Here is a 21,629-nt window from a genome sequence, read left to right on the forward strand (position 1 = left end):
TTCGGCCATCATGCTTAACATTTCGGCAGATGGCGGCCGCGCCGCGCTCGCTTCAGCGCCCGGGCTCGACCCGCATGATGCCGGCCTGCGGCGCCGCCCATTGCAGCTCGCCTTGGCGCAACATCGCGTTGACATGGGCGAAGACCTCGCTGAAGGCGAAGCTGAGCTGGTGCGGATCGAGCGGCCGGGTGAACATCACCGGCACCAGCTCGGCAACCGAATGCGGCCCGCGCGCCACGGCCTCGGCGATCAGCCGGCAGCGATCCGCATGATGCGCGGCGAGTTCGGCGCAGCGCGCCTGCAGGCCGCGGAACGGCAGCTGATGGCCCGGCAGCACCAGCGTATCCGGAGGGATCGTGAGCGACAGCGCCTTCAGCGAGCGCAGATAGAGCCCGAGCGGATCGCCCTCGGGATCGACCGCCCAGACGCTGATATTGGGCGTGATCTTGGCCAGCACCTGGTCGGCGGCGAGGAAGATGTTCGCTTCGGCGCAATGGAACATCAGCTGCTCCGGCGCGTGGCCGTCGCCCGACAGCACCGAGAATTCGCGCCCGCCGATGCGCAGCACATCGCCGGCGACGACGCGGGTGAAGGTCGGCGGCAGCGGCGTGACCTGCTTGAGATAGCCATGGCCGAGGGTCGACACGACTTCGGTGACCTCGGCGGCGAGACCATGGCGCAGATAGAAATCCTTGTAGACCGGCGCCTCCGACGTGCCCGGGCTGAGCGAGATGTTGAGGCAGCCGAGATAGCTCGTCTGGCTGGTCAGAAGCGGCGTGCCGAAGCGCTCGCCCAGCCAGCCGGCGAGGCCGATATGATCGGGATGGTAATGCGTCACGAAGAGTCGCGTCAGGCGCCGGCCGGCGAGCGCACCGGAGGTCAGGGCGAGCCAGGCGGCCTTGGTCGCCTCGTCGCCGATGCCGGTGTCGATCACCGCCCAGCCCTCGCCATCCTCGATCAGGTAGATGTTGACGTGGTCGAGCCGGAACGGCAGCGCGATGCGGGCCCAGAGCACGCCGGGCGCGACCTCGATCACTTGCCCCGGCGCCGGCGGCTCCGGGAAGGGAAAGGTCAGTGCGTGGCTGTCGATGGCGTTCAAAATGGTCATCCCTGAACAATCTTCGCCCTGGCTCATAGCAGCCGTCGGAACGGTCGGGAATGCCGGCAAAGACGATGGCGGCCATCGCTCGCGCTTATGACGCCGGCCTTGGAGCGCCCGGCGAGGCCGGCGCATAGCGGTTGTTAAGGCTCCACCGGCATCATTGGAATCGCGTTGGCAGATCGGTCATCCCGGACAAGCCGCGATAGCGGCGCCGATCCTGGATCCATGCCGGAGCGCTTCAGGCATGGGTCCCGGGTCTGCGCTTCGCTCCGCCCGGGACGACCAATCGCGTTGCAAGGGACGGCATGAGCGATTTCGAAATCCTGCAGCGCGACTGGCTCGCCCATCTCGGGCATGAGCGCCGGCTCTCGCCGAAGACGCTCGAGGCCTATGGCCGCGATCTCCGGCAGTTCTGCACCTTCTTGGCCGAACATCTCGGCACCGCTCCGAACCTGAAGGCGGTCGCGGCGCTCAAGCCCGCCGATCTGCGCGCCTTCCTGGGCCAGCGGCGGCGCGACGGCGCCGGCAACCGCACGCTGATGCGCCAGCTCGCGGCGCTGCGCTCGCTCGCCCGCTTCGGCGAGCGTGACGGCCGGCTCACCGCGGCCGCCTTCGCCGCGACGCGCGGCCCGCGCCTGCCCAAGGGCCTGCCGCGCCCGCTCGACGCCAGGGCCGCCGCCGCCGTGACCAAGGCCGACAGCCGCGCCGGCGAGGACAGGCCCGACTGGGTGCTGGCCCGCGACGCGGCCGTGCTCGCCTTGCTCTATGGCAGCGGCCTGCGCATCTCCGAGGCACTCGGGCTGAAGCGCGCCCAGGCGCCTACCGGCGCGGGCGATGCGCTGACCGTGCTCGGCAAGGGCGGCAAGACAAGGATGGTGCCGGTCCTGCCCATCGTGGTCGAGGCGATCGCCGGCTATCTGGCGCAATGCCCCTGGCGGCTGGCAGCCGACGGCCCGCTCTTCGTCGGCGTCAAGGGCGGGCCGCTCTCGCCGCGCATCATCCAGCTCGCCGTCGAGGGCCTGCGCGGTTCGCTCGGTCTGCCGGGAAGCGCCACGCCGCATGCGCTGCGCCATTCCTTCGCCACCCATCTGCTCGGCCGCGGCGGCGACCTGCGCGCCATCCAGGAACTGCTCGGCCACGCCTCGCTCTCGACCACGCAGATCTACACCCGCATCGATTCAAGCCGGCTGCTGGCGGCCTATGACGCCGCCCATCCCCGCGCCCGCTGACAAGCGCTGCCCCAGCGGAAATCCCGCTTGATTTTGCGCCGCGACCGGATGATGTGCGCTGCGCCATTCCGGGGGATCAGTTCATGACCACAGCCACAGCCACATCGGACGTCACAGAGGAGGGAGCGACCGGCAGCAGGATCAACAAGCGCATCGCCCTGCTCATCGCCATCCTCGCCTTGATGCTCGCCTTCGCCGAGATCGGCGGCAAGAACGCCGAACAGGACGCACTGGCCAGGAACATCGAAGCCTCCAATCTCTGGGCCTTCTTCCAGGCCAAGACCATTCGCGGCACCACCTTGCGCACCGCCGCCGAGGCGATGGAGGTCGAACTCGCCGGTGCCATCGAGCCGGCGGCGCGTGAGCGGCTGGGCAAGCGCATCGAAGGCTGGAAGGCGACCGTCGCGCGCTACGAATCCGAGCCCGAAACCCAGGAAGGTCGCAAGGAGCTGATCGCCCGCGCCAAGGCGGCGGAAGCCAGGCGCGACATCTCCAGCGCCCGCGACGACAAATACGACATCGTCTCCGGTCTGCTGCAGATCGCGATCGTGATCTCCTCGGCTGCGATCATCACCGGCATCACCCTGCTGGCCTGGACCGGGGCCGGTCTCGGACTGTTCGGGCTGGCCCTGATGGTGGTTGCGGAACTGGCGCCGACGGCGCTGTTCTAGAGCGTCATTGCGCAGCAACCCCGGGGTCTTGCTCTGCCGCCCCGGGATTGCTGCGAAGCTCACGCTCCCTGCAGCGACGCGCAGCTGAAACGGCAACGCCCGCCGAGAGCGATCGAGCCGCCCATATTCGCGGGCGCGACCGCGCTTGACTAACTTATAGCCCGATGGTTATACGTTAATCCATAGCCACCGGATTATAGATCTCCCATGCCGAACACTCACGATGCGATCTTCAGAACGCTCGCCGATCCGACCCGGCGGGCCATCTTCGAGCGATTATGCCGCGACGGAGAGCAGACGGTCGGGGCCCTGACGGCTCGGGCCGGCGTCTCGCAGCCGGCCGTCTCGAAGCATCTCGGGGTCCTGAAGCAGGCCGGGCTGGTGCGCGACCGCCACGCAGGTCGCCAGACGCATTACAGCGCAGAGCTCGGCGCTTTGGCCCCGCTGATCGACTGGACGAGCCAGATGACCGGGTTCTGGGAAAGCCGCTTCGACGATCTCGAGGACCTGCTCAAGAGGATGGACCAATGAACACCACTGCGACGCAAATACGCTCCGCCATCGTCGAGCGCGAGATCCCTCACCCGCCGGAAAAGCTCTGGCGCGCGCTCACCCAGCCGCATCTGATCGAGGAGTGGCTGATGAAGAACGATTTCGCGCCGACCGTCGGTCACCGCTTCAATCTTCGCGGCGAATGGGGCGGCGTGCTGGATTGCGAGGTCCTCGCCATCGAGCCGAACCGGACGCTGTCCTACACATGGAATTTCGCGCATGACGATGCGGCCTACAATCTGGCGAGCGTGGTGACCTTCACGCTCACCCCGACGAGCACCGGCACCCATCTGCGCATGGAGCAATCGGGCTTCCGGCCGGAGCAGAAGCAGGCCTATGGCGGCGCCAAGGCCGGCTGGCAGCAGTTCTTCGAGAAGCTGGAGCAGGTCCTGGCGCGGATGGACTGACGTCCACCGGCACTATCGTCCGATCCGCTTCGACGCATCTACACAAGGAGCCCACATTGAACTGGAACCTATGGATCCGGCAGGTCCACCGCTGGCTGTCGATGATCTTCACGATGATCGTCATCGCCATCTTCGTCACCTTCGGAGCAGGCAAGGAACCCGCTTCCTGGGTGTACTTCCTGCCGCTGTTCCCGCTCGCCGTGCTCGTGCTCACGGGCCTCTACATGTTCGTACTGCCCTATGCCGCCACCTGGCGCAGCGGGCGACGCGCCGGCGCATCGGAGTGAATCTATCGCGGTAGGATATCCGAGAGTCTCCCCGTCATCCCGGACCAGCGGCGAAGCCGCGCCGACGGCGCTCTCACCGTCATTGCGAGCGTAAGCGAAGCAATCCAGGGTCTCGCTCTGCCGCCCCTGGATTGCTTCGGAGCTCACGCTCCTCGCAATGACGAGCAGCTAAAGCGGCAACGGCCTATCTCACCGGCGGCTGCGGCCATTGCGGCCCGTCGCCGCGCAGGCGCTCATAGGCGCGGCCCAACCTCAGCACGCCGAGATCGTCGAAGCGGCGGCCGCTGATCTGCAGGCCGATCGGCAGGCCGGACGCCGTCATGCCGGCATGCACCGAGATCGCCGGCTGGTCCGACATGTTGGCGGCAACCGTGAAGACGATGTGCTCGAAGGGCTGTTCGGGATCGTTAAGCGGCGAAGCGCGCTCGGCTGCGAAGCTCGGCACCGGCGAGACCGGCGACAGCACGAAGTCGAAGGGCGCAGCTGCCTTCAGCGCCGCCTCGCGGATCGTCAGCATCTGGCTCATGCCGCGATAGACCTGCGCCCCGGTAAGCCCGCGGCCGCGCTGCGCCCAGGCGAGGATATAGGGCAGCACCTTGTCCTGCCGCTCCTTCGGCAGCGCACCGATCTCGGCCCAGGCGCGCTGGCGCCAGAAATCGTCGAGCCCGTCGAGCATGTCGCGGGTCAGGAAGGGCGCCATCGTCTCGACCTCGGCGCCGGCCCGCCGAAACAGCTGCGCTGCGCCGAGGATGGCGGCACGCACCTCCGGATCGACCGGCAGGCCGATGCCGGCCTCGAGCTGCAGCCCGATCTGCAGGCCGCGCGGCTCGCTGTCGAGGGACAGCCAGTCGATCTCCTGCGGCGGCAAGCTCATCGGGTCGCGCCCGTCCGGCTTCGCCAGTTCGCGCATCATCAGCGCGGCGTCCGCGACGGTTCGCGTCATCGGCCCGGCGACGCGGCCATAATAGGTCGGGTCGATCGGCACGCGGCCGAAGCTCGGCTTCAAGCCGACGAGCCCGCACCAGCCCGCCGGCAGCCGGATCGAGCCGCCGATATCGGTGCCGAGATGCAAGGGGCCGTAGCCGGCCGCCGCCGCGGCAGCCGCTCCGGCCGAGGAGCCGCCGGGGTTCTTGGTGAGGTCGAACGGGTTGCGCGTCAGCTTGTGGAAGCTCGACAGGCCCGACGAGAGCATGCCGTAATCCGGCATCGTCGTCTTGGCGAGGATGACGCAGCCGGCCTCGCGCAGGCGCTGCGCCGGCGGCGCATCGCCGAGCGCCGGAGCGAGCGGCATCGCCGCCGTGCCGAGCGGCACGGGCGTGCCCTTGGTCGCGACATTCTCCTTGATCGTGCAGGGTACGCCGTCGAGCGGCAGCGCCTCGCCCTTGCGCCAGCGCGCCTCGCTCGCCTGCGCCGCAGCGCGCGCAGCGGCCGGGTCATAGGCGTAGAGCGCATTCAGCGACGGTTCCCAGGTCCCGATCCGTTCGATCACCGCCTCGGTGACCTCGACCGGCGAGAGCTCGCGCGAGCGGAAGGCCTCGAGCATGTCGACGGCGCTGAGATCGGCGAACTCGATCATCGGAAGACTCCACTAGAAGCTCGATGGCGTAGAGGCCGGGTCATCCCCGCGTCCGGCGCGTGCGCGGGTCGACCGCGTCGCGCAGGCCGTCGCCCAGCAGGTTGAAGGCGAGCACGCAGAGCGCGATCGCCGCGCCGGGGAAGACGGCGAGCCAGGGCTGTACCGCCATGAAGGTCTGCGCCTCGTTGAGCATGCGGCCCCAGGACGGGTTCGGCGGCTGCGTGCCGAGCCCGAGATAGGACAGGCCGGCCTCGGCCAGGATAGCGAGTGCGAACTGGATCGTCGCCTGCACCACGAGCACCCCGGCGATGTTGGGGAGGATGTGCACCCGGGTGATGGTGATCTCCTTCAGCCCGGCGGCGCGCGCCGCCAGCACATAGTCGAGCGCCCAGCATTGCAGCGCCGCGCCTCGTGCCAGACGAGCGAAATAGGGCAGGCTGTAGATCGCGATGGCGATCACCGCATTGGCCATGCCCGGCCCGAACACGGCGCTGATCATGATCGCCGACAGCACCGCCGGGAAGGCATGGCTGAAATCGGCCATGCGCATGATCAGGTTGTCGATGAGGCCGTCGCGCCGCATCGCCGCCAGCAGGCCGAGCGCGCTGCCGACGGTGAGGCCGAGCCCGACGGCACCGAGGCCAACCGCCAGCGAGTTGCGGGCGCCGACCATGATCATCGAGAAGACGTCGCGGCCGAACTGGTCGGTCCCGAACCAGTGCTCGGCCGAAGGCGGCCGCAGCCGCTTCAGGATCGCCATCTGCGTCGGCTCATAGGGCGTCCAGACATAGGAAACCAGCGCCGCCGCGACGATGATCCCGGCCAGTAGCAGCCCGGCGATAAAGGATGGTCCGGCCCACCAGCGCGGCAGGCGCCCGGGCAATGCAGGGGGCGGCGACCTCATGTCGCAGGGCTCCCGCAGCGGCCCCAGCGCGCTTCCCGGCATCGCGGCGAGGCGGTAGTCATAGGCCGTGCTGGGCTGAGCGTTCGTCCTTTCGACAGGAGGTTCAGGCTATGGTTCAGGTCATCGCGCTCGTTCACGAGGCGGCCGGCATGTTCGGCATCGCCTTTCCCGATTTCCCTGGCTGCATCAGCACCGCCGATTCTCTCGACGAGGCCGTGCAGCGCGGCACGCAGGCGCTTCGCCTGCACGTCGCCAGCATGGTCGAGGACGGCCTTGCCATCCCGCCGCCGCGCTCGCTGGCGGCGCTGCGGGCGGACCCCGGCCTCACGGAGGATTTCGCCGAGGCGGTCGCGACGGTGCCGGTGACGCTTGCCGGCGGCGAGCAGTGCCAACCCCGCTCCGCCGAAGCGGCAAGTGCCTGACTCCATTGGCATTGCAGCGCACGCCACCGCTTCAGCCCGCCTGCCGCAGGCGCGGGTCGATCACGCCATAGAGCAGCTCGACCAGGAAATTGACCAGCACCACCAGCGCGCAAAACAGCATCACCAGGTCCTTGACGACGATCAGGTCGTGCTGGGCTATCGACTGGAAGACCAGGCGCCCGAGTCCCGGCAGGGCGAAGACGTTCTCGATGATGATCGCGCCGGCGATCAGCACCGAGAACTGCAGGCCGAGGACGGTGACGACCGGGATCAGCGCATTGCGCAGCACATGGCGCCGCATGGTCCGGCGCCGGCTCACTCCCTTGGCGCGGGCGGTGCGGACGAAATCCTCCTGCAGCGTCTCCAGCATCGCCGCGCGGGTGACGCGGGCGAGGATCGCCGCCTGCGGCAAGGCGAGCGCGACCGCCGGCAGGAGGAGCGCCTTGAAGGCCGGCAGCAGCCCGGCATCCCAGCCCGGGAAGCCGCCGGCCGGGAGCCAGCCGGCGCCGACCGCGAAGACGAGCACCAGCAGCAGGCCGAACCAGAAATTCGGGATGGCGAGCCCGGCCTGGGCGAAGACCATCACCGCGGCATCGCCCGGCCGGTTGTGATGGGCCGCGGCGACGGCGCCGAGCGGGATGCCGATTCCGGTCGCGAGCAGGATCGCCATCGACGCCAGCGGCAGCGTCACCACCATGCGCTCGCCGATCAGTTGCGCCACCGGCACGCGATAGGTGTAGGACAGGCCGAGATCGCCGGTGAGCAGGCCGCCGATCCAGGACAGGAAGCGGATCGGCGCCGGCCGGTCGAGCCCCATCTCGGCCCGCAAGGCGGCAAGTGCCTCCGGCGCGGCATTGAGGCCGAGCGTCACCGCGGCCGGATCGCCCGGCAGGATTTCGAGCACCAGGAAGATGACGAGGGCGGCGCCGAGAAGCGTCGCGGCGAGCACGAAGAGCCGACGCAGGATGTAAGCGGTCACCGCGCCGCCTCCCCGAAATGGTTCCGGAGATGCTGGCCGTCATTCCGGGGCGCTGCGCAGCAGCGAGCCCGGAACCCATGAACAAGACGCTTGCCAGCGCCAAATCCGTCATTGCGAGCACAGTAAAGCAATCCAGAAGGGCTCGCTCGACGGCTCCTGGATTGCTTCGTCGCTTTGCTCCTCGCAATGACGGCAAGCGTCGTGTTCATGGGTTCCGGGCTCAGGCCTTGCGGCCTGCCCCGGAATGACGACGAGGGTACCATCTGCGCCACTGGCAACGTCTCAGCGCCAGCGCACCTCCGCCAGCGGCGTCAGCGGCAGCGGCCAGTCGGTCCACATGCCTTCGAGATCGGCCCGCGTCACCGTCAGCTTCGGCAGGATGAACAGGAAGCCGTTGACCGCGTCGCGCGCCAGCATGCGCTGCGCCTCGCCATAGAGCTTGTTGCGCTCGCTCTCGTCGAGCGTGCCGTCGATCTTCGCCATCAGCGCCTTGAACTCGGGATTCTTGTACTGGAAGTAATAGTCGTCGCGGGCATAGTTGCCGATGTCGAGCGGCTCGGTATGGGCGATGACGGTGAGGTCGAAATCCTTGCCGCGGAAGACCCGCTCCAGCCATTGCGGGAACTCCAGCGGCTCGATCGAAGCCTTGATGCCGACCTGCGCCAGCAAGGCCGCGATGATCTCGCCGCCGCGCCGCGCATAGGCCGGCGGTGGCAGCCGCAAGGTGCAGGAGAAGCCGTTCGGGAAACCCGCCGCCGCGAGCAGGCTCTTGGCCTTGGCGATGTCGACCGGATAGGTGCCGGTGAGGTCGACATAGGCCGGGTGCAGCGGCGAGAAATGGCTGCCGATCAGGTCGAGATCGAAGCCGTAGACGCCGAGCGCGATGGTCTTGCGGTCGAGCACATGCGCGATCGCCTGGCGCACGCGCAGATCGTTGAACGGCGCCTTGCCGTTGTTGATCGCGAGGATGGTCTCGCCCTCGGTCTTGCCCGTGGTGACCTTGAGCTTGGGATCGGCCTTGAGCTGCGGGATCGCCTCCGGCGCCGAGAGATTGGTGTGGGCGTCGATGTCGCCGGCCCGCAGCGCCGCGACCTGCGCCTGCGGATCGCCGATGAAGCGGAAGATCGCCTTGGCCAGTGCCGGCTTCGCCCCCCAATATTCGCCATTGCGCTCGAATTCGAGCCGGTCGCCGCGGTTCCAGCGTGCGAATTTGAACGGGCCGGTGCCGACCGGACTGGTCTTGTTGTTCGCCGCCGTCGCCGACGAGACGATGACCGCGTCGCCCCAGGCGAGGCCGTAGACGAAATTCGCCGTCGGCTGCTTCAGCTTGATGACGACCGTCACCGGATCGGGCGTCTCGATCCCGGCGATCGGCGTGAAGATCCAGCGCTGGGCATTGGTCGAATCCGGCGCGACCGCGCGCTCGAAGGAAAACTTCACATCGCGCGAGGAAAACGGCGTCCCGTCATGGAAGCGGGCGTTGGGGCGCAGCTTGAAGCTGTAGGTCAGGCCGTCCGCCGAGATCGTCCAGCTCTCGGCCAGCGCCGGCACGAGCTTGCCGGTGCGGTCCATCGCCACCAGGCCTTCGAAGATGTTCTGCAGCGTTACCTCGCGGATCGCCTGGGCGGCGCCCGAGGTCGGATCCAGCGTCGGCGGCTCCAGGGTCATGCCGATGGTGACGCTGTCCTTCGCCTGGGCGAGCGCCGCGAGAGGCAGATGCGCGGCCAGCGCGGCAAGGCCGGCTCCGGCCAGAAGATCGCGTCGCGTCGTCATCGTCCGCCTCCGTGCTGTCGCGGCGCAAGATGGCGCGGGAGGCGATGGGGAGGCAAGAGCGGCTGACCGAGTGCGTCATGCTCGGGCGCAGATTCATCCTCGCCTGGTTGTCCGGCCATGACGATGGCCGCGCGGGGAACCCTCTCCTGTAAGGAGAGGGCAGGGTGAGGTGTAGGCCCTTGGGCCAGTTCCGCGGGCGGCCACGGCGTAGTCGGAGTTAGGCCAACGTTTGAGCTTCGAACACCTCACCACTGCCCCTCTCCTTACAGGAGAGGGGTTCCCCGCGCCTCGAACCGCAAAGTCCGAGCAAAAGCTCAGACGAAATAATCCGGATTGCTCGCTTGCAGATGGACGAGGTCGGGCAGGAGCGTGCCGAGATGCTGGCGCATCGCCGCCTCCGCCGCCGGCGCGTCGTGCCGGCGGATCTCGTCCGCGATCGCGCGGTGCTCGCGGATCACCATCGCCATCCGCCCCGGCACCGGCAGGGTCATGCGCCGGCAGCGGTCGATCTGGCTCTTGGCCGCCTGGGCGAGCTTCCAGACCCCGGGATAGCCGGCGCAGTCGGCCAGCGCCTCATGGAAGGCCTCGTCGGCCAGGTGGAAGCTCTCCTGGTCGCCGCGTTCGAAGGCCTCGCGCAGGCGCGCGGTCGTCGCGTCGAGCCTTGCGATATCGGGCGCCGTCGCGGTCCGCGCCAGCACCTCGACCGTGGCGCATTCCAGCGCCTGGCGGATGAACACCGCCTCGGGGATCGCGCCCATCGGGATGCGCGCGACGAAGGTGCCGGCCTGCGGGAAGATCTCGACCAGCCCCTCCTCCTTGAGCCGGATCAGCGCCTCGCGCACCGGCGTGCGGCTCATCCCGAAACGGCTCGTCAGCTCCTTCTCGGAGAGCGGCGCGCCGGGCGAAAGCACCATGTCGAGAATCTCGCGCCTGAGCTCGTCCTGCACCATGGCGGCCGCGGTGGCGCGCCCGGCCGGCACGGCCGCCATGCGCTGCGGCCGCCGCTCGCGCCGGCTCCCGCCGGCATCGCGGCCGGTCACGGCTTCCGACATCGCCTCGCCCCGGCCATGATTGTCGCCTCCCGAATTGGACATGGCGCGCGGCGCCACCGCCTATACCGGCCTAACACAGTCAGTTTTGACATACTAGTATATTAGTATATTGACCCGCGCCGGCCTCCGACCCTATGGTCGCGGCCATCAGAGGAAATGCCTGCCGATGCTGCTTTTGCACGATGACCGCCTCCTGCCTGCCGAACCGGTGACGCGCGGCATCGCGCGCCGGCTCTATGCCGGCATCCGCGACCTGCCGATCATCTCGCCGCATGGCCACACCGACCCGCGCTGGTTCGCCGAGGACAAGCCCTTCCCCGACCCCGCGACCCTCTTCGTCAAGCCCGACCACTACATCTTCCGCATGCTCTATTCGCAGGGCATCCGGCTCGAACAGCTCGGCATCGCCCGCAAGGATGGCGGCCAAGGAAGCGGCCAAGGGAACGACGATGTCGAGACCGATCCGCGCAGGATCTGGAAGCTCTTCGCCAGCCACTGGCATCTCTTCCGCGGCACGCCGACAAGGCTCTGGTTCGAGCACGCCGCCAGCACGATCTTCGGCATCAACGAGCGCCTGAACGCCGACAACGCCGACAAGATCTACGATCGCATCGCCGAGAAGCTGGAGCAGGACGCGTTCCGCCCCCGCGCGCTGTTCGAGCGCTTCAACATCGAGGCGATCGCGACCACCGAGGGCGCACTCGACGACCTGCGCTGGCACGACATGATCCGCGACTCGGGCTGGGGCGGCAAGGTCGTCACGGCCTATCGCCCCGACAGCGTCGTCGATCCCGATTTCGAGGGCTTCCGCGGCAATCTCAACGATTTCGGCGCGCTCACCGGCGAGGATGTCCTGAGCTGGTCGGGCTATCTCGAGGCCCATCGCAAGCGCCGGGCCTATTTCATCGAGCGCGGCGCGACCTCCTCCGACCACGGCCACGCCACGGCCCGGACCGCCAATCTCTCGCAGGCCGAGTGCGAAAAGCTGTTCGCCAAGCTCCTGAAGGGCAAGTTCTCGGTCGAGGACGCGGACCTATTCCGCGGCCAGATGCTGACCGAGATGGCGAAGATGAGCCTCGATGACGGGCTCGTGCTGCAGATCCATCCGGGTTCCTACCGCAACCACAACCCGCATCTGTTCGAGCATTTCGGCCGCGACATGGGTTCCGATATCCCGCGCGGCCTGGACTACGTCTCCGCCCTGAAGCCGCTGCTCGATGCGGTCGGCAACGAGCCGACCCTCACCGTCATCGCCTTCACCCTCGACGAGACGGTCTATTCGCGCGAGCTCGCCCCGCTCGCCGGCCATTATCCGGCGCTGAAGCTCGGGCCGGGCTGGTGGTTCCTCGATGCGCCGGAAGCGATGCTGCGCTTCCGCGAGCTGACCACCGAGACCGCCGGCTTCTACAACACCGTCGGCTTCAACGACGACACCCGCGCCTATCTCTCGATTCCCGCGCGCCACGACGTCGCCCGCCGCTGCGACTGCGCCTATCTCGCCAAGCTCGTCGCCGAGCACCGGCTCGACGAGGACGAAGCGGCGGAAGTCGCCCACGACCTCGCCTACCGCCTGGCCAAGGAGGCCTACAAGCTGTGAGGCGCTCGTCGGCCCAACCGTCATTGCGAGCGCAGCGAAGCAATCCAGCTCCGCGCCTGCTCCCCCTGGATTGCTTCGTCGCTTCGCTCCTCGCAATGACGAGCGGCGACGCCCAGCCCAACTGGACCGATCGCCTATGAAGACCACCGACGAACGCCAGGCCGCCCATCCGCGCGATGTGAAGGGCTACGACACCGAAACCCTGCGCCAGGATTTCCTGATCGAGCGCATCTTCGTGCCCGGCGAGGTCACGCTGACCTACAGCCATTACGACCGCATGATCGTCGGCGGCGCGACGCCGGCCGCCAAACCGCTGACGCTCGACCCGTTCGCGCCGACCGGCACGCCCTTCTTCCTGGCCCGCCGCGAGCTCGGCGTCATCAATCTCGGCGGCGAAGGCTCGGTAACCGTCGATGGCGAGCGTTTCGACCTGCCGAACCTCGATGCGCTCTATGTCGGCCTCGGCGCCAAGGAGGTCTCCTTCGCCAGCGCCGATGCCGCCAACCCGGCGAAGCTCTATTTGACCAGCGCCCCGGCGCATCGCCAGGCGAAGCATCAGCTCATCCGCAAGGAAGACGCCAACACCATCCATCTCGGCTCCACCGAGACCTCGAACAAGCGCACCATCCGGCAATACATCATGCCGAACACGACCGGCACCAACCAGCTCGTCATGGGCATGACGGCGCTCGAGCCCGGCTCGGTCTGGAACTCGATGCCCTGCCATACCCATACGCGGCGGATGGAGGCCTATCTCTACTTCAACCTCGATCCCGCCCACCGCGTCTTCCACTTCATGGGCGAGCCGCAGCAGACCCGCCATCTGCTGGTCGCCGACGAGCAGGCGGTGATCTCGCCAAACTGGTCGATCCATTGCGGTTGCGGTACCTCGAACTATTCCTTCGTCTGGGCCATGGCCGGCGACAATGTCGAATTCACCGACATGGACGCCGCCCCGGTGGAGGTGCTGCGCTGATGAGCCCGCGCTCGCCCTTCTCGCTGGAAGGCCGCACGGCGCTGGTCACCGGCGCCAATACCGGCATCGGCCAGGGCATCGCGCTGGCGCTCGCCGAGGCCGGCGCGAAGGTCGTGGCGGCGGGCCGCTCCGGCATGGACGAGACGGAAGCGCTGATCGCGGAGGCCGGCGGCATCTGCCTGCCGCTCCAGGCCGACCTCCAGCAGAACGGCATCGCCGGCTCCGTGATCGAGCAGGCGGCCGCGCTCGCCGGCCCGCTCGACATCCTGGTCAACAATGCCGGCATCATCCGCCGCGCCGACGCATTGGAGTTCGGCGAGGACGACTGGGACGAGGTGATGAACCTCAACCTCAAGGCCAATTTCTTCCTGGCCCAGGCCTTCGCCAAGGCGGCGCTGGCCAACGGCCGCGGCGGCCGCATCGTCAACATCGCCTCGCTGCTCTCCTTCCAGGGCGGCATCCGCGTCGCCTCCTATACGGCGAGCAAGAGCGGGCTTGCCGGGCTGACGCGGCTGCTCGCCTGCGAATGGGCTCACCAGGGCATCAATGTGAACGCCATCGCCCCCGGCTATGTCGAAAGCAACAACACGCAGGCGCTGCGCGCCGATCCCGAGCGCAATGCCGCGATCCTCGGCCGCATCCCGGCCGGGCGCTGGGGCAAGCCCTCGGATATCGGCGGCGCGGCGGTGTTCCTCGCGAGCGACGCCGCGGCTTACATCCACGGCGCGATCCTGCCCGTCGACGGAGGCTGGCTGGCGCGATGACGCATCCGGTCCGCACCAACCTCGCGACCAGCCGCGACCTGCCCCCTCCCCACCGCGAGCGGGGGGAAGGGGATATGTGCCTCATCTGCATGCCTATCCTTTTCGCCAAGGAAACCGCGCGATGACGGATCGTCTCAATTACTTCTTCCAGCACGATGCCGAGATCGCCTGGCAGCCGACCGACCCCGGCATCAAGCGCAAGATCATGGCCTATGGGCGCGATCTGATGGTGGTTCGCGTCGCCTTCGAGAAAGGTGCCGTCGGCAAGCCGCACCAGCACCCGCACCGCCAGGCCTGCTTCGTCGAGAGCGGCGTCTTCGACGTCACCATCGACGGCGAGACCAGACGGCTCTCGGCCGGGGACAGCTTCTTCGTGCCGGCGAACCTCGTCCACGGCGTCATCGCGGTCGAGGCCGGACAACTCGTCGATTCCTTCACGCCGATGCGGGAGGAATTTCTCTGACACCGCCACGCCGGCCGGTGCCGGCAGGGCGCCCATCACGGGCAAGAACGACCGGAAAAACCCGGCGAATTTCAACGGGAGGGTTTTCATCATGATCACGAGACGGCATTTCGCCGCGCTTGCGGGCGCGGCCTTCATCACCGGCATGAGCGCTTCGGCGCAGGCGCAGAACGTCACCCTGCGCTCGACCGACATCCATCCGACCGACTACCCGACGGTCGAGGCCGTCCGCCACATGGGCAAGCTACTCGACGAGCGCACCAAGGGCCGGATCAAGATCAACGTCTTCCACTCGGCCCAGCTCGGCCAGGAGAAGGACACGATCGACCAGACGCGCTTCGGCGTCATCGACATGAACCGCATCAACATGGCGCCGTTCAACAACCTGATCCCGGCGACCAACATACCGTCCCTGCCCTTCATCTTCCGCTCGGTCGACCATATGCGGAAGGTGATGGACGGAGCCGTAGGCGACAATCTGCTGAAGGACTTCGAGAAGCACGACCTGATCGGCCTCGCCTTCTACGATTCCGGCTCGCGCTCCTTCTACAACTCCAAGAAGGCGATCAACACGCCCGCCGACATGAAGGGCATGAAGATCCGCGTGCAGCAGTCGGACATGTTCGTCGCCCTGGTCTCGGCGCTCGGCGCCAACGCCACGCCGATGCCCTTCGGCGAGGTCTATTCGGCGCTGCAGACCGGCGTCATCGACGGCGCCGAGAACAACTGGCCTTCCTATGAATCGACGCGGCATTTCGAGGTCTCGAAGTTCTATTCGATGACCGAGCACTCGCTCTCGCCGGAAGTGCTGGTGATGTCGAAGAAGAGCTTCGACAAGTTCAACGCTGCCGACCAGGCGCTGATCAAGGCGGCGGCCAAGGAATCCGTCGCCAAGATGCGCGAGCTCTGGGACGCCCGCGAGAAGGCTTCGGAAGCCAAGGTCAAGGCCGGCGGCGCCCAGGTGAACAGCATCGAGAAGCAGCCCTTCATCGATGCGATGAAGCCGGTCTACGACAAGTTCGTCACCGATCCGAAGCTCAAGGAAATGGTCGCCGCGATCCAGGCGGTGAAGTGAGCTCCCGCGCCGGCCTCTCGGCCGGCGCACCCTTCCCGTCATTGCGAGCGTAGCGAAGCAATCCGGAAGCTCGCGCACTGTGGCTCCTGGATTGCTTCGCTACGCTCGCGATGACGGTGAATTGCCGACTTTCATTCGGTCCCGGACATCCTCAATGCACGCCATCACCGCGTCCCTCACCCGCCTCGGCGCCAAGCTCAGCCTCTATGCGCTGGTCACGGCCGGCACCGGCCTCGTCCTGATGACGATCATGGTCGCCTGGGGGGTCTTCGGCCGCTATGTCCTCAACGACACGCCGATCTGGGTCGAGGCCGGCTCGCTCTTCCTGATGTCCTGGTTCATCCTGCTCGGCGCCGCCGTCGGGGTGCGCGAGAGCGACCATCTCGGCTTCGAGGTCGGGCTCATCATGTCGCCGCCGCCATTGCGCGCGGCGCTCACCCTGATCGGGGAAGGGCTGGTCTGCGCCTTCGGCCTCGCCATGCTGGTCTATGGCAGCCAGCTCGCCATCGGCACCTGGAGCGACCGCATGCCGATCATCGGCATCTCGCGCGGCTGGGACTATGTGCCGATCGCCGCCGGCGGCGGGCTGATCGCCCTGTTCGCGCTCGAGAAGATGCTGCTCTTCGCCACCGGCCTGACACAGGCCCCGCTCGGCTTCGGCCATTTCGGCTCTGAACAGGAAGTCTGAGCGATGGAACTCTGGGTCCTGTTCGGCAGCTTCTCGCTGCTGCTCCTGATCGGCGTACCGGTCGCCTTCTGCCTCGGCATCGCCTCGGTCGCGACGGTCGTCTATATGGGGCTGCCGCCGGTCGTCGTCTTCCAGCAGATGAATTCCGGCATGAACGCCTTCGCCATGATGGCGATCCCGTTCTTCATCTATGCCGGCGACCTGATGATCCGCGGCGGCATCGCCGAGCGGCTGATCCAGATGGCGGCGAGCCTCGTCGGCCATCTCCGCGGCGGGCTGGGGCAGGTCAACGTCGTCACCTGCACGCTCTTCGGCGGCATCTCCGGCTCGGCCGTGGCCGACGCCTCCGCCGTCGGCGGGCTGATGATCCCGCAGATGAAGAAGCGCGGCTACGACGCCGACTATGCCGTCAACGTCACCGCGAACGCGGCGATCATCGCGCTGCTGATCCCGCCCTCGCACAACATGATCATCTACTCGCTCTCGGCCGGCGGAAACCTCTCGATCGCCGACCTCTTCACCGCCGGCATCGTCCCCGGCCTGATGCTGTGCGGCGCGCTGATGGTCGCGGCCTGGGCGGTCGCGGTGAAGCGCGGCTATCCGCGCGAGGCCTTTCCGGGCTTCGCCGCCGTCGGGCGCTATGTCGTGGTGGCGCTGCCCGGCATCCTGCTGATCGGCATCATCTTCGGCGGCGTCCGCTCCGGTGTCTTCACCGCGACCGAATCCTCCTGCGTCGCGGTGGTCTATGCCATCCTCGTCACCATCCTGGTCTATCGCCAGCTCACCTGGACTGCCTTCGTCGAGGCGACATTGGGCGCGGTTCGGACCACCGCCATGGTGCTGCTAGTGATCGGCGCCGCCGGCTCCTTCGGCTGGCTGATGGCCTTCCTGCAGGTGCCGCAGGCGACGATCGCGGCGATGAAGGCGGTGTCGGACAACCCGCTGATCATCCTCTTGATGATCAACCTGATCCTGCTGGTGCTCGGCACCTTCATGGACATGGCGCCGATGATCATCATCTGCACGCCGATCTTCCTGCCGGTGGTCAAGGCCTTCGGCGTCGACCCGATCCATTTCGGCGTGATCCTGATCCTCAACGCCGGCATCGGCCTCAACACCCCGCCGGTCGGCTCGGTGCAGTTCGTCGCCTGCGCCATCGGCCGCATTTCGATCGGCGAATCGATGCGCACGATCTGGCCCTTCTACGGGGCATCGGTTGCCGTGCTCCTGCTGGTGACCTATGTGCCCGGCATCTCCCTCTGGCTGCCGAGGCTGTTCCATTGACGCGCCTGTCTTCCGCCACGCTTGCCTCCCTCCCCGCCACCATCCGGCAGCCGGGCTATGACCGGGCGGCGCTCACCCCCGGCATCGTCCATCTCGGGCTAGGCGCCTTCGCCCGCGCCCATCTCTGCGAGTTCACCGACGACGCGCTGGAGCGCGAGTTCGGCGCCTGGGGCATCATCGGCGCCAGTCTGCAAAGGCCCGACCAGCGCGACCGGCTGAAACCGCAGGACGGGCTCTACAGCTTCCTGAAGCGCGCCCCTTCGGGCCCCGAAATACGCGTCATCGGGTCGGTGCTCGACGTGCTCGTCGCGCCGGAGAACCCGCAGGCGCTGGTCGGCTGCCTCGCCGCGCCCGAGACCCGCATCGTCTCGCTGACCGTGACCGAGAAGGGCTATTGCCACGATCCTGCGACAGGACGGCTCAAGGCCGACCATCCCGACATCGTCCACGATCTCGAAAACCCGGACGCACCGCGCTCGGCCATCGGCCTCATCGTCGCCGGCCTTGCGGCGCGCCGGGCGGCGGGCCTTGCCCCGTTCACGGCACTGTGCTGCGACAACCTCCCCTCCAACGGCCATGTCCTTTCCGGCCTGGTCCGCGATTTCGCGGCGCTGCGCGACGACGGCCTCAGCCAGTGGATCGAGGCGAACGGCGCCTTCCCCTCGACCATGGTCGACCGCATCGTGCCGGCGACGACCGACGCCGATATCGCCGAGGTCGCCGGCCTGCTCGGCCATGAGGATGCCGCACCGGTGATCGGCGAGCCTTTCCGGCAATGGGCGGTCGAGGACGTCTTCGCCATGGGCCGGCCGAGATGGCACGAAGTCGGCGCGCAGATGGTGACGGAGGTGGCGCCTTTCGAGTTCATGAAGCTGCGCCTGCTCAACGGCGCCCATTCCAGCCTGGCCTATCTCGGCTATCTCGCCGGCCATGAGACGGTCGCGGCGGCGAGCGGCGATCCGGTCTTCGCCCGCTTCCTGCACGGGCTCTGGAGCGAGATCATCCCGACCGTCCCGGCGCCGCAGGGCGTCGACCTTTCGGCCTACACCCGCGACCTGCTCGCCCGCTTCCAGAACCCGGCGATCCGCCACCGCACCTGGCAGATCGCCATGGACGGCTCGCAGAAGCTGCCGCAGCGCCTGCTCGGCACCATCCGCGAACGCCTGAAGGCCGGCGCGCCGATCGACCATCTGGCGCTCGGCATCGCCGCCTGGATGGCCTATGTCACCGGCCTCGACGAGAAGGGCGGCGCCATCGACGTGCGCGACCCGCTCGCCGCCGAATTCGCACTGCGTGCCAAGGCCCTTGGCCGCGATGCCGTGGCGCTGAGCGCGGCCCTGTTCGGCATCGCCGCGGTCTTCGGCGACGACCTGCCGCGCGAGGAGCGCTTCACCGGGCTGGTGGCCGGCCATCTCGACAATCTGTTCCAGAAGGGCGCGAAGGCGACGGCTGCGGCGCTGGGGTGAGGACACCCGTCATGCTCGGGCTTGACCCGAGTATCTCAGGCCGGAGAAGGACCCAATCGGCGCCTTCTCGTCAGGAGATTCTCGGGTCTGCGCTTCGCTCCGCCCGAGAATGACGCGTGTGGTCCCCCTTGATCCTCGCCATCCACTGGCGCCAGATGCCAGCATGATCGCCCGCTTCGCGAAAGCCTTGGCCACGAGCGCCCTCGCCGTCCTGCTGCTCCAGCCCTCGGTTGGAGCAAAGGCCCAGGCGCAGCCGGCCTCGGCCTATGTCGTGCCGAATTTCTGGGATCCGAACGTCCGGCTCGAACGTCCCGATCCCGGGCCGCCGCGGGTGATCCGCTTCCTCACCGACGACGATTTCCCGCCGATGCATTTCGCCACGCCCGAAGGCGGCGTCACCGGCTTCTCGGTCGAGCTCGCCCGCGCGGTCTGCGAGAAGCTCAGCCTGACCTGCACCGTGCAGGCGCGCCGCTTCGACACCCTGCTCGACTCGCTCGCGGAAGGGCGCGGCGACGTGCTCGCCGCGGCGATCCCGGTGACGCGCGAATTGCGCGAGCGCTTCGCCGCGAGCCATCCCTATTATCGCTCACCGGCCCGCTTCGTCACGACCCGCGGCAATGCACGGGCGGATCTCGATCTGCTCGGCCTCCAGGGCAAGCGCGTCGCCGTCGTCGCCGGCACGGCGCACCAGGCCTTCCTCGAGCGCCTCGCCCCCTTCGTCCAGCGCCGCGAGGTCGCAGACATGCTGGCGGCGCTGACCCTGCTGCGCAGCGGCGACGCCGAATACGTCTTCGGCGACGGCTTCTCCCTGGCCTTGGCGCTGGCCGGCCGCGACGGCGGCGAGCTCGCCTTCGCCGGCGGCCCCTATCTGGAATCGCGGTATTTCGGCGAGGGCGTCGGCTTCCTCTTGCGCAAGGACGAACTCGCCTTGAAACGCGCCATCGACTACGCCCTGCAGGCGCTCTGGGATGACGGCACCTATGCGCGGCTGTTCATCCGCTTCTTCCCGGTGAGCCCTTACTGATCGGCGCCGACTGTGGCCGAGGCATTGCTCAGCTCGCCCTGCAGCGCCTGGCGCGCCACCGCCGCCATCCAGCCCGCCGTCGCCGGCAGGATCGCGTCGTTGAAATTATAGCGCTCGTTATGCAGCTCGCCGCCGTCCTTCACCGGGCCGTTGCCGATCCAGACATAGGCGCCGGGCCGGTCCTGCGTCAGCATCGGGAAATCCTCGGACGCCGTGCTCGGCGGCAGGTCGCGCCTGACGGCAAGCCCGGCGCTCTTCGCCGCCGCGACCGCGAGTTCCTCCTCGATCTCGGTGTTGACGGTCGGCGCGCCCATCGCGGTGAGCAGCACCTCGGCCCGCATCTCGAAGGTCTCGGCGATGCCTTCGCTGATCTGCCTGATCCTCGCCATCACGCGCTCGCGCACCGGCAGGCGGTAGGTTCGGAAGGTGCCGATCAGCTTGACGCTGTCCGGGATCTGGTTGTGCACCGTGCCGCCATTGACGGCACCGATCGTAACCACGGCGCTGTCGATCGGCTCGACATTGCGGGCGACGATGGTCTGCAGCGCGACGATCAGATGGCCGGCCGCGACGATCGGGTCGCGGGTCAGGTCGGGCTTGGCCGCATGGCCGGCGCTGCCGCGCAGCGTGATCTCGAACTTGCCGGGGTCGGACATCACCGGCCCGCGATGCACCTGCACCGTGCCGGCCTCGAGCCCCGGCCAGTTGTGGAAGCCGAAGACGCGCTCCATCGGAAAACGCTCGAACAGCCCGTCGGCGATCATCGCCCTGGCGCCGGCGCCATTCTCCTCCGAGGGCTGGAACAGCAGCTGCACGGTGCCGCTCCAGCTGTCGTCGCGCAGCAGCAGCGCCGCCGCGCCGAGCAGCGACACGGTATGGCCATCATGCCCGCAGGCATGCATCACCTTGGCGGTCTGCGAGGCATAGGGCAGGTCATTGGCCTCGTGGATCGGCAGGGCGTCCATATCGGCACGCAGGCCGACGCTGCGGTCGGAGGCGCCGCGCCTCAGCGTCGCGACGACGCCATGGCCGCCGATATTGGCGGCGAAGGGCACGCCGAGTTCCGCGAGCTTTTCCTGGATGAAGGCGCTGGTCTCCTGCTCGTGCAGCGACAGTTCCGGATGGGCGTGCAGATGCCGGCGCCAGGCGGTGAGTTTGTCGTGCAGATCGCGGTCCAACGCAGCGTCCTTTCAGGCAGAGGCGGAGCGCAGCCTATACCCGTCCCATGCTCCGGCAAGGCGCGCTGGCGACGGCCACCGACGCGCGACACGCATTGACGCCCCCCACGCATATCTGCGAAACCGCCCGCTTTCCTGCTGCACTTGCGAGGACCTCGGC

Annotated in this window: 22 protein-coding genes; 15 read left to right on the plus strand and 7 right to left on the minus strand. The window is 67.9% G+C overall.

Going from position 1 to position 21,629, the window contains the following annotated elements:
- Nucleotides 1–52 precede the first annotated feature (52 nt).
- The gene (locus V6M56_RS09470) at nucleotides 53–1,108 is read right to left on the minus strand and encodes an MBL fold metallo-hydrolase (RefSeq protein ID WP_332683150.1); all 1,056 of its coding nucleotides are present in this window, start codon (nucleotides 1,106–1,108) and stop codon (nucleotides 53–55) included.
- Nucleotides 1,109–1,407: 299 nt separating this feature from the next.
- On the opposite strand from V6M56_RS09470, the gene V6M56_RS09475 reads away from it, so the two are divergent.
- The 5 genes from V6M56_RS09475 to V6M56_RS09495 all read left to right on the plus strand — a co-directional run bounded on the left by V6M56_RS09475 (nucleotide 1,408) and on the right by V6M56_RS09495 (nucleotide 4,248).
- Nucleotides 1,408–2,331, plus strand: coding sequence for a tyrosine recombinase XerC (locus tag V6M56_RS09475; protein WP_332683151.1), 924 nt, complete (start codon nucleotides 1,408–1,410; stop codon nucleotides 2,329–2,331).
- A gap of 83 nt (nucleotides 2,332–2,414) precedes the next feature.
- On the plus strand, nucleotides 2,415–3,002 hold the full coding sequence (locus V6M56_RS09480; protein WP_332683153.1) for a DUF4337 domain-containing protein: 588 nt from the start codon (nucleotides 2,415–2,417) through the stop codon (nucleotides 3,000–3,002).
- Nucleotides 3,003–3,209: 207 nt separating this feature from the next.
- A complete protein-coding gene (locus tag V6M56_RS09485) occupies nucleotides 3,210–3,533 on the plus strand; it encodes an ArsR/SmtB family transcription factor (RefSeq protein ID WP_332683154.1) in 324 nt (107 codons plus the stop codon).
- Nucleotides 3,530–3,961 (plus strand): SRPBCC family protein, encoded by a 432-nt coding sequence (locus V6M56_RS09490; RefSeq protein ID WP_332683156.1) that lies wholly within the window; start codon nucleotides 3,530–3,532, stop codon nucleotides 3,959–3,961. The genes V6M56_RS09485 and V6M56_RS09490 overlap by 4 nt, the downstream gene beginning before the upstream one ends.
- Nucleotides 3,962–4,017: 56 nt before the next feature.
- Nucleotides 4,018–4,248 carry a hypothetical protein gene (locus tag V6M56_RS09495; protein ID WP_332683158.1) on the plus strand — a complete coding sequence of 77 codons (231 nt, stop codon included), beginning with the start codon at nucleotides 4,018–4,020 and terminating at the stop codon, nucleotides 4,246–4,248.
- Nucleotides 4,249–4,432: 184 nt separating this feature from the next.
- Here V6M56_RS09495 and V6M56_RS09500 read toward each other — a convergent pair whose 3' ends face one another.
- Both V6M56_RS09500 and V6M56_RS09505 read right to left on the minus strand, forming a co-directional pair.
- The gene (locus tag V6M56_RS09500; protein WP_332683159.1) at nucleotides 4,433–5,824 is read right to left on the minus strand and encodes an amidase; all 1,392 of its coding nucleotides are present in this window, start codon (nucleotides 5,822–5,824) and stop codon (nucleotides 4,433–4,435) included.
- Between the two features lie 40 nt (nucleotides 5,825–5,864).
- Nucleotides 5,865–6,728, minus strand: coding sequence for an ABC transporter permease (locus V6M56_RS09505; protein ID WP_332683161.1), 864 nt, complete (start codon nucleotides 6,726–6,728; stop codon nucleotides 5,865–5,867).
- A 110-nt stretch (nucleotides 6,729–6,838) separates the two neighbouring features.
- Between V6M56_RS09505 and V6M56_RS09510 the strand changes: the two genes are divergently transcribed.
- Nucleotides 6,839–7,150: a type II toxin-antitoxin system HicB family antitoxin gene (locus V6M56_RS09510; protein WP_332683162.1), complete on the plus strand. Its 312-nt coding sequence runs from the start codon at nucleotides 6,839–6,841 to the stop codon at nucleotides 7,148–7,150.
- A 31-nt stretch (nucleotides 7,151–7,181) separates the two neighbouring features.
- On the opposite strand, the gene V6M56_RS09515 is transcribed toward V6M56_RS09510, so the two are convergent.
- The 3 genes from V6M56_RS09515 to V6M56_RS09525 all read right to left on the minus strand — a co-directional run bounded on the left by V6M56_RS09515 (nucleotide 7,182) and on the right by V6M56_RS09525 (nucleotide 10,996).
- Entirely contained in the window at nucleotides 7,182–8,129 is a 948-nt protein-coding gene (locus V6M56_RS09515) for an ABC transporter permease (protein WP_332683165.1), read from the minus strand.
- Nucleotides 8,130–8,411: 282 nt separating this feature from the next.
- A complete protein-coding gene (locus tag V6M56_RS09520; protein ID WP_442881118.1) occupies nucleotides 8,412–9,902 on the minus strand; it encodes an ABC transporter substrate-binding protein in 1,491 nt (496 codons plus the stop codon).
- A 314-nt stretch (nucleotides 9,903–10,216) separates the two neighbouring features.
- Nucleotides 10,217–10,996: a GntR family transcriptional regulator gene (locus V6M56_RS09525; RefSeq protein ID WP_332683167.1), complete on the minus strand. Its 780-nt coding sequence runs from the start codon at nucleotides 10,994–10,996 to the stop codon at nucleotides 10,217–10,219.
- A gap of 124 nt (nucleotides 10,997–11,120) precedes the next feature.
- On the opposite strand from V6M56_RS09525, the gene uxaC reads away from it, so the two are divergent.
- The 9 genes from uxaC (at nucleotide 11,121) to V6M56_RS09570 (ending at nucleotide 20,291) form a co-directional block, all read left to right on the plus strand.
- Entirely contained in the window at nucleotides 11,121–12,551 is a 1,431-nt protein-coding gene (uxaC, locus tag V6M56_RS09530; RefSeq protein WP_332683168.1) for a glucuronate isomerase, read from the plus strand.
- A gap of 136 nt (nucleotides 12,552–12,687) precedes the next feature.
- Nucleotides 12,688–13,527, plus strand: a complete 840-nt coding sequence (gene kduI / locus V6M56_RS09535) for a 5-dehydro-4-deoxy-D-glucuronate isomerase (protein WP_332683170.1) — start codon at nucleotides 12,688–12,690, stop codon at nucleotides 13,525–13,527.
- Nucleotides 13,527–14,291 (plus strand): 2-dehydro-3-deoxy-D-gluconate 5-dehydrogenase KduD, encoded by a 765-nt coding sequence (kduD, locus tag V6M56_RS09540; protein WP_332683171.1) that lies wholly within the window; start codon nucleotides 13,527–13,529, stop codon nucleotides 14,289–14,291. The genes kduI and kduD overlap by 1 nt, the downstream gene beginning before the upstream one ends.
- A gap of 121 nt (nucleotides 14,292–14,412) precedes the next feature.
- Nucleotides 14,413–14,754, plus strand: coding sequence for a cupin domain-containing protein (locus V6M56_RS09545; protein ID WP_332683173.1), 342 nt, complete (start codon nucleotides 14,413–14,415; stop codon nucleotides 14,752–14,754).
- Nucleotides 14,755–14,845: 91 nt separating this feature from the next.
- A complete protein-coding gene (locus V6M56_RS09550; protein WP_442881119.1) occupies nucleotides 14,846–15,829 on the plus strand; it encodes a TRAP transporter substrate-binding protein in 984 nt (327 codons plus the stop codon).
- Nucleotides 15,830–15,983: 154 nt separating this feature from the next.
- On the plus strand, nucleotides 15,984–16,517 hold the full coding sequence (locus V6M56_RS09555; protein ID WP_332683175.1) for a TRAP transporter small permease: 534 nt from the start codon (nucleotides 15,984–15,986) through the stop codon (nucleotides 16,515–16,517).
- 3 nt (nucleotides 16,518–16,520) lie between these two features.
- Nucleotides 16,521–17,801, plus strand: a complete 1,281-nt coding sequence (locus V6M56_RS09560) for a TRAP transporter large permease (RefSeq protein ID WP_332683176.1) — start codon at nucleotides 16,521–16,523, stop codon at nucleotides 17,799–17,801.
- The gene (locus V6M56_RS09565) at nucleotides 17,798–19,267 is read left to right on the plus strand and encodes a mannitol dehydrogenase family protein (RefSeq protein WP_332683177.1); all 1,470 of its coding nucleotides are present in this window, start codon (nucleotides 17,798–17,800) and stop codon (nucleotides 19,265–19,267) included. Before V6M56_RS09560 ends, V6M56_RS09565 begins: the two co-directional genes overlap by 4 nt.
- 163 nt (nucleotides 19,268–19,430) lie before the next feature.
- Nucleotides 19,431–20,291: a transporter substrate-binding domain-containing protein gene (locus V6M56_RS09570; RefSeq protein WP_332683178.1), complete on the plus strand. Its 861-nt coding sequence runs from the start codon at nucleotides 19,431–19,433 to the stop codon at nucleotides 20,289–20,291.
- On the opposite strand, the gene V6M56_RS09575 is transcribed toward V6M56_RS09570, so the two are convergent.
- The gene (locus V6M56_RS09575) at nucleotides 20,285–21,469 is read right to left on the minus strand and encodes an amidohydrolase (protein WP_332683180.1); all 1,185 of its coding nucleotides are present in this window, start codon (nucleotides 21,467–21,469) and stop codon (nucleotides 20,285–20,287) included. The two genes, V6M56_RS09570 and V6M56_RS09575, sit on opposite strands and share 7 nt — an antisense overlap.
- Between the last annotated feature and the right edge of the window lie 160 nt (nucleotides 21,470–21,629).

Source organism: Allobosea sp., from assembly GCF_036675845.1.
Classification (GTDB): Bacteria; Pseudomonadota; Alphaproteobacteria; order Rhizobiales; family Beijerinckiaceae; genus Allobosea.